General features: G+C 71.2%; 10 protein-coding genes. 7 read left to right on the forward strand and 3 right to left on the reverse strand.

Annotation, left to right across the window (positions count from 1 at the left end):
- The first annotated feature begins 9 nt into the window (after positions 1-9).
- On the forward strand, positions 10-2,721 hold the full coding sequence (gene secA / locus ABD912_RS10705) for a preprotein translocase subunit SecA (RefSeq protein ID WP_345150684.1): 2,712 nt from the start codon (positions 10-12) through the stop codon (positions 2,719-2,721).
- Positions 2,722-2,835: 114 nt separating this feature from the next.
- Here secA and ABD912_RS10710 read toward each other — a convergent pair whose 3' ends face one another.
- Entirely contained in the window at positions 2,836-4,527 is a 1,692-nt protein-coding gene (locus tag ABD912_RS10710; protein WP_345150685.1) for an Rv3235 family protein, read from the reverse strand.
- Between the two features lie 192 nt (positions 4,528-4,719).
- Here ABD912_RS10710 and ABD912_RS10715 point away from each other — a divergent pair, with 192 nt between their 5' ends.
- The 5 genes from ABD912_RS10715 to ABD912_RS10735 all read left to right on the forward strand — a co-directional run bounded on the left by ABD912_RS10715 (position 4,720) and on the right by ABD912_RS10735 (position 13,769).
- Complete coding sequence (locus ABD912_RS10715; protein ID WP_345150686.1) at positions 4,720-5,283, forward strand: hypothetical protein; 564 nt, start codon at positions 4,720-4,722, stop codon at positions 5,281-5,283.
- 143 nt (positions 5,284-5,426) lie between these two features.
- Entirely contained in the window at positions 5,427-6,104 is a 678-nt protein-coding gene (locus tag ABD912_RS10720) for a CpaB family protein (RefSeq protein WP_345150687.1), read from the forward strand.
- Positions 6,101-7,381 (forward strand): AAA family ATPase, encoded by a 1,281-nt coding sequence (locus ABD912_RS10725; protein ID WP_345150689.1) that lies wholly within the window; start codon positions 6,101-6,103, stop codon positions 7,379-7,381. The genes ABD912_RS10720 and ABD912_RS10725 overlap by 4 nt, the downstream gene beginning before the upstream one ends.
- Before the next feature lie 85 nt (positions 7,382-7,466).
- Entirely contained in the window at positions 7,467-12,290 is a 4,824-nt protein-coding gene (locus ABD912_RS10730) for an NAD-glutamate dehydrogenase (RefSeq protein WP_345150691.1), read from the forward strand.
- A gap of 3 nt (positions 12,291-12,293) precedes the next feature.
- Complete coding sequence (locus tag ABD912_RS10735; RefSeq protein ID WP_345150693.1) at positions 12,294-13,769, forward strand: sensor histidine kinase; 1,476 nt, start codon at positions 12,294-12,296, stop codon at positions 13,767-13,769.
- Between the two features lie 88 nt (positions 13,770-13,857).
- Here the strand turns inward: ABD912_RS10735 and ABD912_RS10740 are convergent, their stop codons facing one another.
- Positions 13,858-15,153: a LysM peptidoglycan-binding domain-containing protein gene (locus tag ABD912_RS10740; RefSeq protein ID WP_345150695.1), complete on the reverse strand. Its 1,296-nt coding sequence runs from the start codon at positions 15,151-15,153 to the stop codon at positions 13,858-13,860.
- Between the two features lie 212 nt (positions 15,154-15,365).
- Between ABD912_RS10740 and ABD912_RS10745 the strand changes: the two genes are divergently transcribed.
- Positions 15,366-15,725: an Rv2175c family DNA-binding protein gene (locus ABD912_RS10745; protein WP_345150697.1), complete on the forward strand. Its 360-nt coding sequence runs from the start codon at positions 15,366-15,368 to the stop codon at positions 15,723-15,725.
- A 47-nt stretch (positions 15,726-15,772) separates the two neighbouring features.
- Here the strand turns inward: ABD912_RS10745 and ABD912_RS10750 are convergent, their stop codons facing one another.
- Positions 15,773-16,897, reverse strand: a complete 1,125-nt coding sequence (locus tag ABD912_RS10750; protein ID WP_345150699.1) for a polyprenyl synthetase family protein — start codon at positions 16,895-16,897, stop codon at positions 15,773-15,775.
- Positions 16,898-16,926: the final 29 nt, after the last annotated feature.

Below are 16,926 nucleotides of genomic sequence, written 5' to 3' on the forward strand. Positions count from 1 at the left end.
AGCTCCCACGTGGCATCACTGCTTGAACGCATCCTGCGGACCGGCGACAAGAAGACCCTGAAGCTGTTGCGCGGATACTCCGACGCGATCAACGTCCTCGAGGACGAGTTCCGGGGGTTGTCCGACGCCGAACTGCGGGCCGAGACGGACAAGTTCAAGCAGCGCTACCAGGACGGCACCACCCTGGACGCCCTGCTGCCGGAGGCGTTCGCCGCCGTGCGCGAGGCCTCCGACCGCACCCTGGGCCTGCGCCACTTCGACGTCCAGATGATGGGCGGCGCGGCGCTGCACCTGGGCAACATCGCCGAAATGCGCACCGGTGAGGGCAAGACCCTGGTCGCCACCAGCCCCGTCTACCTGAACGCGCTGACCGGCAAGGGTGTGCACGTGGTCACGGTCAACGACTTCCTGGCCGAGTACCAGTCGGACCTCATGGGTCGCGTGTACCGCTTCCTGGGCCTGACCAGCGGTTGCATCCTGGCCAACCAGGAGCCCGCGGTGCGCCGCGCGCAGTACAACGCGGACATCACCTACGGGACCAACAACGAGTTCGGCTTCGATTACCTGCGCGACAACATGGCCTGGTCCAGCGACGAACTGGTCCAGCGCGGACACAACTTCGCCGTCGTCGACGAGGTCGACTCCATCCTCATCGACGAGGCCCGCACCCCGCTGATCATCTCCGGGGCGGCTTCCGGCGACGTGAACCGCTGGTACGCCGAGTTCGCCCGCATCGTGAAGCGCCTCGAGACCGCCGAGGACTACGAGGTCGACGAGAAGAAGCGCACCATCGGCGTGCTTGAGTCCGGCATCGAGAAGGTTGAGGACTACCTCGGCATCCACAACCTGTACGAGTCCGCGAACACCCCGCTGATCGGCTTCCTGAACAACGCCATCAAGGCCAAGGAACTGTTCAAGAAGGACAAGGACTACGTCGTCATCAACGGCCAGGTCATGATCGTGGACGAGCACACCGGCCGCACGCTCGCCGGCCGCCGCTACAACGAGGGCATGCACCAGGCGATCGAGGCCAAGGAAGGCGTCGAGATCAAGGCCGAGAACCAGACGATGGCGACGGTCACCCTGCAGAACTACTTCCGCCTGTACGGCAGGCTCTCCGGCATGACGGGCACCGCCCAGACCGAGGCCGCCGAGTTCATGGGCACCTACAAGCTCGGCGTGGTGGAGATCCCCACCAACCGGCCCATGCAGCGCAAGGACCAGTCGGACCTGATCTACAAGAACGAGATCGCCAAGTTCGACGCCGTCGTCCAGGACATCGTCGAGCGCCACGCCTCCGGCCAGCCCGTCCTGGTCGGCACCACCAGCGTCGAGAAGAGCGAATACCTCTCCCGCAAGCTGGCCAAGGAAGGCGTGCGGCACGAGGTCCTCAACGCCAAGCAGCACGCCCGCGAAGCCGCGATCGTGGCCCAGGCCGGCAAGAAGGGCGCGGTCACCGTGGCCACCAACATGGCCGGCCGCGGCACCGACATCATGCTCGGCGGCAACGCCGAGTTCCTCGCCGTCGCCGAGATGGAGCGGCAGGGCCTGGACCCGGAGGAGAACTCGGAGGAGTACGAGCGCGTCTGGGACGGGGTCTTCGCCGCCGCGCAGAAGGCCGTCGAGGCCGAGGCCGAAGAGGTCCGCGCCCTGGGTGGCCTGTACGTGCTGGGCACCGAGCGGCACGAGTCGCGCCGCATCGACAACCAGCTGCGCGGCCGCTCCGGCCGCCAGGGCGACCCGGGCGAGTCCCGCTTCTACCTGTCGATGACGGACGAGCTGATGCGGCGCTTCAACGCCAACGCCGCCCAGCGCATCATGAACAACCCGGGGATGCCCGACGACATGGCCCTGGAATCCAAGCTGGTGTCCAAGGCGATCGAGACCGCCCAGGCCCAGGTGGAATCGACCAACGCGGAGCAGCGCCGCAACGTGCTCAAGTACGACGACGTGCTCAACCGCCAGCGCGAGGCCATCTACGGGGACCGCCGCCGGATCCTCGAGGGCGACGACCTGCACGAGAAGGTCCAGCACTTCCTCGAGGACGTCGTCACCGCCATGGTGAAGGAAACCACCGCGGAGGGCCACGGCGACGACTGGGACCTGGAGCAGCTCTGGACCAATCTCAAGCAGCTCTACCCGATCACGCTGACCATTGACGAAGTGGTCGCCGAGGCCGGTGGCAAGGGCAAGCTGACCTCCCAGTTCCTGCACGAGGAGATCCTCTCCGACGCCCGCGTGGCCTACGAAAGCCGCGAGGAGCAGATCGGCCACGACAACATGCGCGAGCTCGAGCGCCGCGTGGTGCTCTCCGTCCTGGGCCGCAAGTGGCAGGAACACCTCTACGAGATGGACTACCTCAAGGAGGGCATCGGCCTGCGGGCGATGGCGCAGCGCGACCCGCTGGTCGAATACCAGCGCGAGGGCTACCTGATGTTCCAGACCATGATGGAATCCATCCGCGAGGAAAGCATCGGCTACCTGTTCAACGCCGAGGTCCAGGTCGCCGCCCCGACCGCGGTTTCGCTGCCGGGAGTCACCGACGGCCGGGCGGCCACGCTTGCCCCGACGCTGAAGACCCCGGGCCTGGAGGCTCCGGCCAAGCCGGCGACCCTGCGCTACACCGCCCCGACGGAGGACGGCGAGTCCGAGACCCACACCGAGCGCACCACCCCGCCCAGCCGCGCCGAGCGCCGCGCCCAGAAGGGCAAGCAAGACTAGCGGCCGAGGGCCCCGCCCCGAGCGAAGCGAGGGGTGGGAGGACGCTAGTCGCTAGCGGCCGAGGGCCCCACCCCGAACGAAGCGAGGGGCAGGAGATCGGCTAGTCGCCAGCGGCTAGCCGATCTCCAGTTCGCACACCCTCCACTGTCCGCGCCGCCGCTCGATCCTTAGGGCGGCGGCGCGGACGCGTTCGGGCTCGGCCACCACAACCGCGGCCTCGTAGCATCCCTCCGCCACGCGGCACACCCGCGTCCGCCGGACGACCGGTCCGCGGGCACCGGCGGTGCGAGCCGGCCTGGCCGCCCGGGTCAGTTCCACGCGCAGGCGCAGCTTCTCGAAGTTCTCCGCGTCGAGCCAACGGGCCAGCTGGTGGACCGGCCGCGCCCCTGCCAGCGACTCGAACACGGCCTGGGCCACCATGTGCACCACTTGGGCGACCTGGCGCTGTTCCGCCCGGTCGGCCTCGGCCTGCCCGGCACCAGGGGCCGGTGCTGCTCCAGGGACCGAGCCAGGGACCGGACCGGCCGGGACGGGAACCCGGTGGGGACCCGGCCACGGGGCCGCCGATCGGGCCGACGGCGGGTCCGTGCGGCGCAGCGGCACGACGTCGGCGAACCTGCGCACCGCCGTCCGCGGCACCTGCGGGCCCGCCGGCCGTGCGGCGAGGTGCGCCGGGCCGGAGTCGTGCGGAATGGGGCGGGCCTGGCCGGTGTGGTTGGAGTCCGTGTGGTTTGGCCGGGTTTGGTTCGGAGTGGGGTGGTTGGGGCCGGCCTCGGGGTGGGAGGCATCGGGCGAAGCGCTCATGGCGGGTTCCTCTCTGAAGGGTCTTGGCGGTGCCCCTTTGACGACAGGGTGTTGGTGAATCGAGGTCCTACTGCCGCGGATGCTCGTGCCGCTTTTGCTCCTGCCGCATTTGCTCCGGACTGGGGGTGCCGCCGGGCCGGACCAGGACGGTTCCGACCAGCAGCAGGTCGGGGTTTCCCCCACGGCCGCGCGGTTGGCCCGGTACCAGCGGGGCCATTCCCGGGCGATCTCGGCTGCGGTGGCGTGCCCGCCCAGGCTCCGGGCCGCGACGGACCACAGCGAATCCCCGGCCCGCACCACCACCTCCTGCGCGGCGCCTTCCGCCTCCCGGGCGGCACCGTCCCGTCCGCCGCCGAGCACCCGCTCCAGGGGCGTAGCCGGGCGTTCCGGCGTCCACCGGGGGTCCGGGACGCCGTCCCCCGATTCCGTCGACTTCGCGCCGGCCGCGGCTTCCGCCCCGACCGCGGGGACCGGAACGGCGGCGGGGACCGGAACGGGGGCGTGGAACGGAGCATCGGCGTGGGCCGCTGGGGCGAGGACCAGGTGGACCCCCAGCGCGGCGGCTGCCACCCTCCGGATGGACCGCGGACTCAACCGGCCCACCCGGCGCGCCGCTGCCGGACGCCCTGCCCGGTGCAGGAGGGCCGAGGCCACGGCCGCGGCCCAAGCGAGCAGCCACCAGGCCACCACCGCGAGGGCCAGCAGGACCACGCCCCCCGCGGCGAACCGGTCCACCTCCGCCGGGCTTGCGGAAAACAGGCTCCCGGAAAACACGCCTGCGGAAAACGGGCTCCCTCCAAACGGACCCGGCGGAAACGTGGACGGCGAGTCCCCGAACAGGCTGCCCCCGAACCTGAAGACCCGGCCCACCCCCTCCCCGAGCTGGAGGCCCGCAGCCAGGAGGAGGGCCGCCGGGGCCCCAATGGAGGCGGCCAAGGCGGCGACGGCCCGTGCGTGCCGTCCCCGGCTGGGGCTGGGAGAGGCATCGGTGGTGGGTCCCATGGCGGCGCTCCTTCTCAGGAATGGGTTTCGCTAAATTTGATGGTATTTGATGCTGTTTGATATCTGCTGGTGGCCCATGCTTGCAGTTGGTGTCACGCCTGTCCAGAGACGGCTGTGCCCCCTGCCGTTTTCCGGCACGGCTTCCCGTCCCCGACGGGCGCTTTTGGCCGTGCGGGACGTACTCTTGGGCTCATGAGATGGGAGTCACTCTTCGAGGACCTTGAAACGCAGCTCAATGGCGAGATACTGCGCGACCGGGCCACGGAAATCCAGGAGATGGTCCGCATTGAACGCTCGCAAGTGGGGCTGGCCGACCGCCTCCGAGCCCAGTACGGCAACGTCCTGGCCCTCGATCTGGCCGGAGGCCTTCGGCTGCGCGGCACCCTCCGCCACGTCGGGGCCGGCTGGCTGGCGATGGCGGAAGGCCCGGCGGAGTGCGTGGTCCCTTTCGCGGCCCTGCGCGGCATCGAAGGCATGGACGCCAAGGCGTTCCCCCCGGAGGCGCCGGCCCTCGGCCCCTCACGCCGGCGCCTCGGTTTCGGGGCGGCCCTGCGGGCGCTGGTGCGGGACCGGACCCGCGTGGCCCTGCATGGCACGGACGGCCTGTTGTTGGGTGTCGGCACGCTGGACCACGCAGGGGCCGACTACCTCCAGCTGGCGGTGCATGCACGCGACGAGTACCGCCGGCCGGGGGCCGTCCGGACCGTGGTGGCCGTCCCGTTCACCGCCCTCGCCGCAGTGCGGCGCGACTCCTGATCCCCGCCCGGTAAGGGTTTCCGCCCACCGAAAAGTGAAGTTTTGCCCCCTGGTGACCCCGCACTGTTGAATCCGTGCTGCCCTGATGCAAGCATCGGAGCACCGCAGGGGGTGCGGCAGGCGAACATTTCGGGGGGATGTCCATGGCCGGTCAGGTTGGTGCCGATCACGTTGGCAGCGGGGCGCGGCGGCTGCGCAAACCCGGCTGGAAGGATCCACGGCTGCTGGTGGGCATCCTGCTGGTCGCCGGATCGGTTGCGGGTACCGTGGGGCTCGTTTCCGCCCGGGACCGGACCGTGCCCATGTACGTCGCCAAGGAGGACATCTCCTTCGGTGAACCGGTCGATGCCTCCCGGCTGGAGGTCGTGGACGTACGGCTTGACGGGACCCAGGAGCACTACCTTCCGGCGGGGCGGGAACCGGCCGCGGGCACCCGGGCAAACACCCTGATCCGGGCCGGCGAACTGGTTCCGCTGCGCGGACTCGGCCTGGACGACGGCACCACCCGCAAGCCGGTGGCGGTCGAACTCGAACAGACCCTGCCGGCCGCCGTCGTGCCGGGAAGCAGGGTGGACGTCTGGGCCGCGGCCCGCGACCGCACCGCCAACGCGTACGGCCGGCCCGTGATCCTGCTGCCCTCGGCCGAGGTCGCCGCTGTGTCCGCCGTCGACTCCGGGTTCGGCGGAACGTCGGGGGCCGTCGTGGAACTCCTGGTCGAAGACGACCGGATGGCCGACCTGCTGGCGGCCGTGGCCAACGAGGCCCGGGTCACCGTCGTCCACAATCCCGCGGGCCCCGCTTCGACAGGCACGGGATCGTGAGCGTCGCCGTGGTGGTCTGGGGCGAAAACGGCGCCTTGGTCGAGGGCCTCGAACGGCTGCGCGGGGCAGTGACCGTGGTGCGCCGCTGCGCCGAACTCACCGAGGTCGTGGCGCTGGCCGAGACCGGGCTGGCGGATGCGGCCCTGCTGGCAGGCGACCCGGGCCTGATCGACGCCCCGGTCCTGGATGCCCTGGCCGGGCGCGGGATCCTGGCCGTGGTCCTCACCAACGATCCCGGTGAGGCCGCACGGCTGGGAGGCCTCGGCGCCGCCGTCGAATCGCCCGGGACCGACGCGCAGGCCCTGTCCGACCTCCTCGAGATGCTGGTGGCGGGCGCCGTCGGGACCCCGGCGGCCGGAGCGGGGCTGGCCGGACCGGAACGCGCGGGGACGCAGGTGCCGGATCCGGGTCCGGCCATGGCCGGTGGAACTCCGGCGGGCAGGATCGTTGCGGTGTGGGGCCCGGCAGGTTCGCCCGGCCGGACCACCGTGGCCGTGAACTTCGCCGCCGAGGCGGCCCTCGCGGGGCGGCGGGTGGTGCTCCTGGATGCGGACACCTATGGGGCCTCCGTGGCGGCGCACCTGGGACTGCTCGACGAATCGGCGGGCCTGGCCCACCTGTGCCGGCTGGCCGACCAGTTCGTCCTCGACGGGGCGGGGTTCGAGCGGGCCTGCTCGGTGGTGGCCGTGGCCGGAACCCGGCTGCGCGTGGCCACCGGAATCTCCCGCCCGGCGCGCTGGCCCGAACTGCGCCCGGAAGCCCTGGCCCGTGTCCTGGAGTTCCTGCGCCGGCAGGCGGACGTGGTGGTCGTCGACGTCTCCTTCTGCCTCGAGGCCGACGAGGACCTGTCCTTCGACACGTCGGCGCCGCAGCGCAACGGCGCCGCCCTGGCCGTGCTGGAGGCCGCCGACGAGGTGCTCGCGGTCGGTGCAGCCGACAGCGTCGGGGTCCCGCGGCTGGTCAAGGGCGTCGAGGAACTGCGTGCGGCGGTGCCCGGGTGCGAACCCGCCGTCGTGTTCAACCGGGTGCGGGCCTCCGCCGTCGGACCCTCCCCGGAGCGCCAGTTGCGGCTGACCTGGGAGCGGTTCGGCCCCGAGGTGCGCATCAAGGGGTTCCTTCCCCAGGACGCCGCGGCCGCCGACCTCGCCCTGCACGCCGGATCGGTGCTGGCCGAGGCCGCCCCCAACAGCGCGCTCCGCTCCGCGGTGGCCGCCTTGGCCGGGGCCGGCCCGCGCCGCCGGGCGCCGCTGCTGGCCCGCCGGCGCACTGATTTGTGATTGTCGTAACAAGGGGGGATAGGCTGGGAGGACCTCGAGGTCGCAATGGCGCGGCCCCGTATCGCTACATGGAGGCGTTCAGCGCATGTCCACCGGTTCCCGCACCCCGGACCAGTTCATTGCAGACATCCTTTCTCCCGACTTCGTGGAGTCCTACTACGGCCATCTGGCACCGGAGGACGCCGCGGCGTACCCTCCCGAGGAGCTGCCGGCACGGGTCGAGGCGCACCTGCGCGTTGGCCTGACCCGAGACCCCGGCGAAGCCGTGGTCAGCGTGGAACCCAGCGGGGCCAACGCGGTGGCGTACGTGGTCACCGACGACATGCCCTTCCTCGTCGACTCGGTCACCGCCGAGATCGTGCGCCAGAAGCACGGCATCAACCTGGTGGTCCACCCGATCCTCGTGGCCACCCGCAACCGCGAGACCCACGAACTGACCGGCCTGCGGCCGGTGCCCACCCACGCACCCGTCGCCAGCGGCGACACCGCCGCGCTGGCGGACCTGTCCCAGTTCTTCGACGGCGGCTCCCACAGCCGCCTCGAATCCTGGATCGCGATCGAGATCGGCGGCTCTCCCGACGAGGAGCAGACCGAACTCCTGGTCGCCGGAATCGAACGGATCCTTGCGGACGTGAAGGTCTGCGTCGAGGACTGGCAAGCCATGCGGAACAAGGCCCACGAGATCGCCGACAACCTCGGCTGGATCCACGGCGCCGACTCCATTCCGGACCTGCACACCGCCAGCGACCTGCTGCGCTGGCTCGACGACGGCAACTTCACCTTCCTGGGCTACCGCGAGTACGACCTCGCCACCGAGGAGGGCAAGGACGTGCTGCGCGCCCGCCAGGAAAGCAGCCTGGGGCTGATGCGCCGCTCCGGCGGCGGCGGGGTGCAGCACCTGACCGAATCCGGACGGGCGAAGGCGCGCGAACGCCGGGCCCTGATCATCACCAAGGCCAATTCCCGCTCCACGGTCCATCGCCCCGTCTACCTCGACTACGTGGGCATCAAGAGCTTCGACTCCCAGGGCAACGTCAGCGGCGAACGCCGCTTCATCGGCCTGTTCGCCTCCGGCGCCTACACCCGCTCGGTGCGCAGCGTCCCGGTGGTGCGGGACAAGGTGGATGCCGTGCTGAAGGCCTCCGGATTCGCCCCCGACTCGCACTCGGGCAAGGACCTGCTCACCATCCTGGAAACCTACCCCCGCGACGAGCTCTTCCAGACCGAGGTGGAGGACCTGCACGAGACCGTCACCGGCATGCTGGCCCTCCAGGAGCGCCGCCGCACCAGCCTGTTCGTCCGCCCGGACGTGTACGGGCGCTTCATGTCCGCCTTCGTGTTCCTGCCCCGCGACCGCTACACCACCAGCGTGCGCCTGCGCGTGGAGGAGGAGCTGCGCAAGGCCTACGACGCCGAGTCGATGGACTTCGAGGTGCGGATGAGCGAGTCCTCGCTGGTCCGGCTGTTCTACCGCATCCGGCTGCGTCGCCGCGGCGACTTCCCCGTCGTCGACCGCGCCGAGCTCGAGCACCGCCTCGAGCGCGCCGTCCGTTCCTGGCCCGAGGGCATCGACGAGGTCGTGCGCAGGCGCTATCCGGCGGACCAGGCGCCCCTGGTGTCCCGGCGCTGGGCCGAGGCCTTCCCGCCCGCCTACCGCGTCCACTTCGAGGTCGAGGACGCCCTCGAGGACATCGCGCGCTTCGGCGCCTACGACGACCCCGCGCACCGCGGGCCCGTCCTGCGCGTCTACCGGCCCAAGGACGCCGACGCCGAAGAGGACGCCCGGCTCAAGCTCTACCTCACCGAACCGGTGTCGCTGAGCCAGATCCTGCCGGTGCTGCACAACCTGGGCCTGCGCGTGCTGGACGAGAAGCCCTTCGAGGTCTCCCGCGGCGACGGGCGCCAGCTCTTCCTCTACGACCTGGGCCTGTTCTACCCGGAGGGCGTGGACCCGCTGCGCACCGAGACGCTGCTCTCCGAGGCCTGGGCCGCCGTCGCGCTGGACCGCGCCGAATCGGACCCGTTCGACCGGCTGATCCTCAAGGAGGGCATCCACTGGCGCCAGGTCGCGGTGCTGCGCGCCTACACCAAGTACCTGCGCCAGCTGGGCGTGCCCAACTCCTACGGTTTCGTCGCCGACACCGTCCTGGCCAACCCCGCCGCGGCGCGGGCCCTGGTCACCCTGTTCGAATCCTTGTTCGATCCCGCACTGGACGAGTCCACGCGCCCGGAGGCCGTCGAGGCCGCCCGCGCCGCCCTGGCCGCCGGCCTCGAACAGGTCCCCACGCTGGACGCCGACCGGCTGCTGCGCCGCCTCGCCGAGGTGATCGAGGCGACGCTGCGCACCAACCACTACCAGGGGACCGACCACCTCGCGTTCAAGCTCGACCCCGCCCGGATCGGCGGCGCCCCCTTCCCGCGGCCCAAGTACGAGATCTGGGTGTACTCCCCACGCGTGGAAGGGACGCACCTGCGCTTCGGCGACGTCGCCCGCGGCGGCCTGCGCTGGTCGGACCGCCGGGAGGACTTCCGCACCGAGATCCTCGGGCTGGTCAAGGCCCAGGTGGTCAAGAACGCGGTGATCGTCCCCACCGGCGCCAAGGGCGGCTTCTTCGCCAAGCGCCTGCCCGATCCCGCCGTCGACCGCGCCGCCTGGATGGCCGAGGGACAGGCGGCCTACCGGATCTTCATCCGGGCGCTGCTGGACGTCACCGACAACCTCGTGGCCGGCCCCGACGGCGAAAAGGTGGTTCCGCCGCGCGACGTCGTGCGCCGCGACGGGGACGACACCTACCTCGTCGTCGCCGCCGACAAGGGCACCGCGTCCTTCTCCGACATCGCCAACGCGATCTCGCTCGAAACCGGACACTGGCTCGGCGACGCCTTCGCCTCCGGCGGCTCCGTCGGCTACGACCACAAGGCCATGGGCATCACCGCCCGCGGCGCCTGGGAATCGGTCCGCCGCCACTTCTTCGAACTGGGCCTGGACACCCAGACGGAGGACTTCACGGTCGTTGGCGTCGGCGACATGAGCGGGGACGTCTTCGGCAACGGGATGCTCCTGTCCCGGCACGTGCGCCTGGTGGCGGCCTTCGACCACCGCCATATCTTCCTGGACCCCAACCCGGACCCGGAGGCCTCCTTCACCGAGCGCGAGCGCCTGTTCGCCCTGCCCCGCTCCAGCTGGGAGGACTACGACGCCTCCCTGATCAGCGAGGGAGGCGGCATCCACCCGCGCAGCGCCAAGTCCGTGCCGGTTTCCGAAGCCGTGCGCGAGGTCCTCGGCCTGCCCGCCGGCACCGAGCGGCTCTCCCCGCCGGACCTGCTGCGGGCGATCCTCGCCGCACCGGTGGACCTGCTCTACAACGGCGGCATCGGCACCTACGTGAAGGCCTCCACCGAAACGAACATCCAGGTCGGCGACCGCGCCAACGACGCCATCCGCGTGGACGGCCGCGACCTGCGGGCCCGCGTGGTCGGCGAGGGCGGAAACCTCGGCATGACCCAGCTCGGCCGCGTCGAGGCGGCCCTCAACGGGGTGCTGCTCAACACCGACGCGATCGACAACTCCGCCGGCGTCGACTGCTCCGACCACGAGGTCAACATCAAGATCCTCGTGGACCGCATGGTCGAGGCCGGCAAGTTCGACGCCGCCGACCGCACCGGCTTCCTGCACTCGATGACCGACGACGTCGCCAGGCTGGTGCTGCGCACCAACATCGACCAGAACGTCCTGCTCCTGAACGAGAAGCAGCGCCTGGCCGAATGGAGCCCCAGCTTCGAGCGCTTCATGGACTGGCTGGAGGTCGCCGCCGACCTGGACCGGGAGATCGAGTTCCTTCCCGGCAACGCGGAACTCGAGGCGCGGCTGGCCCGGGGCCAGGAACTGACCGCCCCCGAGCTGTCGGTGCTGGTCGCCTACGCGAAGATCCAGCTGAGCCGGGCGCTCGCCGCCAGCGACCTGCACGAGGACCCGTACTTCGCGGGCACCCTGGTGCGGTACTTCCCGGAACAAATCGCCGAACGCTTCGGTGCCGACGTGCAGTCCCACCCGCTGCGCCGGGAGATCATCGCCACGGTGGTGGCCAACGACATGGTCAACCTGGGCGGGATCACCTACGCCTTCCGGGTCATGGAGGAAACCGGCGCCGCGGAGCACGCCGTCGCCCGCGCCTTCGTGGCGCTGCGGGAGATCTACGACCTGGACGGCTTCGCCGAGGACGTGCGCGCGCTGCCGGCCGGGTTCCCGACGGACAAGTGGTGCCGCATGCAGCTGGACCAGCGCCGGCTGCTGGACCGCGCCACCCGCTGGCTCATCAACCACTCCGAGGGAGGCCGCACGGTCGGGGAGGACATCGCCGCGTACCGCGACACGGTGGCCGGGCTGCGGGCCGAGCTGGGCGGCCTGCTGCGTGGCCGCGATGCGACCCGCACCGCCGAATGGAAGGCCGAGGCGCTCGGCTGGGGCGCCCCCGAGGACGTCGCCGACCGCTGGGCGATGGCCTTCGAGAGCTTCTCGCTGCTGGACGTCGCCCGGCTGGCCGCCGAGACCGGACAGCCGGCCCGCGACGTCGCCGCCGTGTACTACGCGGTCTTCGACCGCTTCGGCGTCGACTCGCTGCTGGAACGGATCACCAACCTGCCCCGCCAGGACCGCTGGCAGGCGCTGGCCCGCGCGGCCCTGCGCGACGACCTCTACTCGACCGTGGCGGACATCGCCCGGGCCGCGATGGAGGCGGCTCCGGACACCACCGACCCGGTGGTGAGGCTGGACACGTGGGGCGAACGGAACGCCGAGGGCCTGGGGCGTGCTATGAATATGTTCGACGAAGTCAGCAGGCTCGAACGTGACGACATGGCGTCGCTGTCGGTGGCCCTGCGGCTGCTGCGATCGATCGTACGGAGGTAACACTTGGCCATCTTCACGGACGCCATTCGGGAACACGCCGACTTCGCTCCGGGGGATGAGGAATGGCTCCACCTGCTGGTGGGGGACTGGCAACTGGTCGCGGACCTCGCGTTCGCGGACTTGGTGCTGTGGTTCCCCGCGCCGGAGGGGACGTACGTGGCGCTGGCCCACGTGCGCCCCTCCACCACGCACACCGTCTTCCACACCGACTTCGTGGGGGAGCGGATCCGCCGCGACCTCAAGCCGCTGGTGGAGAAGGCGTGGAGCACCCGGCAGGTGCAGCGGGCCGACGAGGACCACTGGACCCGCGAGGCCGCCATGCGGATCGAGGCCGTCCCGTTCGTGCGGGACGGCCGTCCGCTGGCGGTGGTCACCTGCCACCAGGACCTCTCCAACCAGCGCATGCCCTCCCGGCTGGAGATGACCTACCGCCAGTGCGCCCAGGACCTGCTTCGGATGGGCACCCAGGGCCTGTGGCCGGACTTCGCCAGCCCCACCGAGTCCCGCCGCGGGGCCCCGCGCGTGGGCGACGGCCTGATCCGCCTCGACGCCGAAGGGATCGTGCAGTACGCCAGCCCCAACGGCGTCTCGGCGTTCCGCCGCCTCGGCGGCGTGGACAGCCTCGAGGGCCGTTCGCTGGCGGAGGTCACCACCGGCCTGCTCACCGACCGCCGGATGGTCGACGAGACGCTGCCGCTGGTGGTCACCGGCCGCATGCCCTGGCGCACCGAGCTGGAGTCCAAGGGCGTGTGCCTGTCGCTGCGGGCCATCCCGCTGCGCGACAACAACCGCCGCTACGGCGCGCTGGTGCTCTGCCGCGACGTGACCGAGCTGCGCCGGCGGGAGATGGAGCTGCTCTCCAAGGACGCGACCATCCGCGAGATCCACCACCGGGTCAAGAACAACCTGCAGACCGTTGCGGCGCTGCTGCGCATGCAGTCCCGCCGCATGCGCAGCGAAGAGGGCAAGCAGGGCCTGGAACAGGCAATGCGCCGGGTGTCCACGATCGCGCTCGTCCACGAGACGCTCTCCCAGGGCCTGACCCAGAACGTGGACTTCGACGGGCTCATCGACCGGCAGTTCCGCCTCGCGGCGGAGGTCGCCTCGCCCGGGCAGTCGGTGCGCACGGAGCGCACCGGCAGCTTCGGCGAGGTGCCCAGCGAACTGGCGACCCCGCTGTCATTGGTGATCAACGAACTGGTATCCAACGCCGTCGAACACGGCCTGCGCGAAAGGGGCGGCACGGTCAGCCTGGCCGCCGAGCGCGGCACCGGCCCCGACGGGTCGGACCGTCTGCGCGTGGCGGTGTCCGATGACGGCGTCGGCCTGCCCGCCGAGCCGCGCAGCGAGGGCCTGGGCCTGCAGATCGTGCGCACGCTGGTCACCAGCGAGCTCGGCGGCACCATCGAGTGGGAATCCCGGCCGGGCGGCGGCACCCGCGTGGTGCTGGACATGCCGGTGGAGGCGCGCCAGCCGTAGGCGTGCCGGCAGCTGACACAAGAGCGCGGGCGGGGCATTGGATGCCTCGCCCGCGCTCTTGTGTCCAGTTGCGTTTACCGGCCCTGGGTCAGCTGAAGTCCTTCTTGAGGGCGAGGACGCTGGCGACGTAGCGCTTGGTGTCGCTGAACATGCCGTACTTCCGCACCGAGGCCTGGCCCTGGTAGTAGGAGGCGATGCCGATCTTCTCGGTGGCGCTGGTGCGCTGCAGGGCCCGGATGATCGCGACGCCGGCGACGGCGTTGTCGTAGGGGTTGAGCAGGTCCAGCTTGCGTCCCACCAGTTGGGAGGCCCACTCGCCGGAGGCCGGGATGACCTGCATCGCGCCGATCGCGTTGGCGGGGGAGACGGCGGACATGCTGAAGCCGGACTCCTGGTAGGCGTGGGCCAGGGCCAGCGCGGGGTTGACGCCCATCTGCCGGGCGGTGGAGGCGATGATCGACTTCATCCCCGCACGGCTGGGCAGGTTCCGGGAGAGCAGGATGGCCTTGTTCCGGTTGGCCGAGGCCACCGTCGTCGCCGGGTAGGTGTAGTGCAGGAAGGTGCTCGGCACCAGTTGGTTGCTCGCCGTCGTCGTCGAGGAGCCGGAGACCTTCAGCTTCTGGCCGGGGAAGATGGTCGAGGTCGACTTCAGCCCGTTGGCCTTGAGCAGGGTGCTCAGGCCCATGCCGCGCTTGGCGGCGATGCCGGAGAGGGTGTCCCCGGAGGCCACCGTGTAGGTGCCGGACACGGAGGTGCCGCCCGTGGAGGCCGCCGACGAGGCGGAGCCGGAGACCTTCAGCTTCTGGCCGGGGTAGATGGTCGAGGTCGACTTCAGCCCGTTGGCCTTGAGCAGGGTGCTCAGGCCCATGCCGCGCTTGGCGGCGATGCCGGAGAGGGTGTCCCCGGAGGCCACCGTGTAGGTGCCGGCCGACGCGGCGGCGCTGGTGCCCGCCGTCGCGGACGACCCTGAGCGCAGCGTGAGCCGCTGGCCCACGTAGATCCGGTTGGCCGAGGCCAGTCCGTTGAGCTTGACGATGCTCGCCACGCCCACGCCGTGCTTCTGGGCGATGGCCGAGAGCGTGTCGCCGGACTTCACCACAACGCTTGCCGCGGCCGCGGTGGCGACGGTGACGCGGGACGGCACCTGGGAGGCCACCAGGTGGGACGCGATGCGGTCCTGGGCGGCGGCGATGTTGGCCCCGGTGGCGGCCTTGGGCGCCAGGAAGGAGGGGGCTGCCGGTTCGGAGGCCAGCGCCGGGGCGGCCGTGCCGAGGGCCGACAGGACGACGGCGGGAATCGCCGCGGCGGCGACGGCGCCGTGGCGCGAGCGGCCGGCCTGGCGAACACGGGGCAGTGCGGAGGCGGTCATGGCGGAGTCTGTCATGTAACGGATCCTCTGGTCGTGTTGGCGGCGTCAGCCGCGTCGCACGCGTCGTCCCGGGCCGGGTTGACGGCCCAAGTGACTCGTGTGACTCAAGTTGCGAGTGTTACTCCTGTGAATGTACACCACGGGCCCGGCGGGGAAAACCCGTATTCCGGGAGGGACATGGGGGGTGTGTCGCGCATGGGGGGTCCCTGATGTGGCAATCTGGAGCGGTGAGCACTCTCGAAGAACTTGTGGCCGACTGGCTGCCCCTGCCCGACCTCGCCGACCAGCTCGGCGTCAACATCAAGAAGGTCCACAGCCTGCTGGACGAGCGCGCCGTGGTGGCCGCCCGCGTAGAGCTCGGCGACAAGCGCGTGCGTGCCGTCCCCGCAGCGTTCGTGCAGGACGGGCACCTGGTCGACGCCCTGAAGGGCACCATCTCCGTCCTGGTCGATTCCGGCTTCACGGACGAGGAACTGCTGCTGTGGCTGTTCACCCCGGACGAGTCCCTGCCGGGCACGCCCATCCAGGCGCTGCGCGAGGGACGCAAGACGGAGATCCGCCGCCGCGCCCAGGCCCTGGCCTGGTAGCCGAAGCCTGGTAGCCGGCTGCCCCTAGGGGGCAGGGGGCGCGGCGTTCATGAGGTGCGGCGGATGGCCGCCTCCCCGAGTCCGCGCAGCGCCCCACGCACCGGTTCGGCCACCGGCAGCCGCTCCAGCGCGTCGAAGCCGGAGCCGGAGAGCTCGGAGATCGCGCCCTCGGTGGCCGCCAGCGCGCCGCAGCCGCGCAGGATCGCGCACATGCGGCCGACCTCCTGGGTGGAGAGGTCCTCCGCGCCGAGCCGCTCCTGGATGAACCCGCGGTCGGCGTCGCCGGCCAGCAGCAGGGCGTGGGCAATCAGCTCGGTGCGCTTGCCTTCGCGCAGGTCGTCCCCGGCGGGCTTGCCGGTTTCGGCCGGATCGCCGAAGACGCCCAGCACGTCGTCGCGCAACTGGAACGCCTCGCCCAGCGGCAGGGCGAACTCCGAGTAGGCGCGCTGCAGCGGTTCCGGGGCCCCGGCCAGGGCCCCGCCCAGCAGGACCGGGTTCTCCACCGAATACTTCGCGGACTTGTAGCGGACCACGGTGCGGGCCCGGGCGACGGCGTGCTCGGGGCCGTAGGTGGGTCCGGCGGACTCCTCCAGCACGTCCAGGTACTGCCCGGCCATGACCTGCATCCGCATGGTGTCGAACACCGCGCGGGCGGCCGGAGGCACCGGAACGATGGTGCCGAAGAGCTGTTCGCTGTAGGACAGGCACAGGTCCCCGGCCAGCACCGCGGCCGCCTCGCCGAACCGGCCCCCGTCGCGGTGCCACGCACGCGAGCGGTGCAGCGCCTCGAAGCGGCGGTGCACGCTGGGCTGTCCGCGGCGCGTGTCGGAACGGTCGATCAGGTCGTCGTGGATCAGCGCCGCGGCCTGGAACAGCTCCAGCGCCGCCCCGGCCTGGACGATCGTCGGGTCCGCCGGATCGCCACCGGCCCCCAGGAAGCCCCAAAACGCGAAGAGCGGGCGCAGCCGCTTTCCGCCGCGGACCAGCGCGCGGATGCTGCCCACCAGCTCGACGGCGTCGGCGGAGATTTCGCCGATCGTGCCTGCCTGGCCCTCCAGGAAGGAGTCCAGGGCCGCATTGACGCGGCCGGCGAAGTCGGCGGACAGCTCCGCCGCCGTGGCCCTGGGGGCGGTGTGCGTGGTGGGCTGCGGGGCGTGCGGGTGCTCGGTCATGGCGTCAATCTGTTGCGGGGACGGGCTAC

This window comes from Arthrobacter ginkgonis, assembly GCF_039540195.1.
Classification (GTDB): Bacteria; Actinomycetota; Actinomycetes; order Actinomycetales; family Micrococcaceae; genus Zafaria; species Zafaria ginkgonis.

What these genes read in the sequence shown, in the direction of transcription:
- ABD912_RS10710 (WP_345150685.1), bottom strand. Translation starts at nt 4,527, where the DNA reads ATGGGACCCACCACCGATGCCTCTCCCAGCCCCAGCCGGGGACGGCAC.
- ABD912_RS10715 (WP_345150686.1), top strand. Translation starts at nt 4,720, where the DNA reads ATGAGATGGGAGTCACTCTTCGAGGACCTTGAAACGCAGCTCAATGGC.
- ABD912_RS10720 (WP_345150687.1), top strand. Translation starts at nt 5,427, where the DNA reads ATGGCCGGTCAGGTTGGTGCCGATCACGTTGGCAGCGGGGCGCGGCGG.
- ABD912_RS10730 (WP_345150691.1), top strand. Translation starts at nt 7,467, where the DNA reads ATGTCCACCGGTTCCCGCACCCCGGACCAGTTCATTGCAGACATCCTT.
- ABD912_RS10740 (WP_345150695.1), bottom strand. Translation starts at nt 15,153, where the DNA reads ATGACAGACTCCGCCATGACCGCCTCCGCACTGCCCCGTGTTCGCCAG.
- ABD912_RS10750 (WP_345150699.1), bottom strand. Translation starts at nt 16,897, where the DNA reads ATGACCGAGCACCCGCACGCCCCGCAGCCCACCACGCACACCGCCCCC.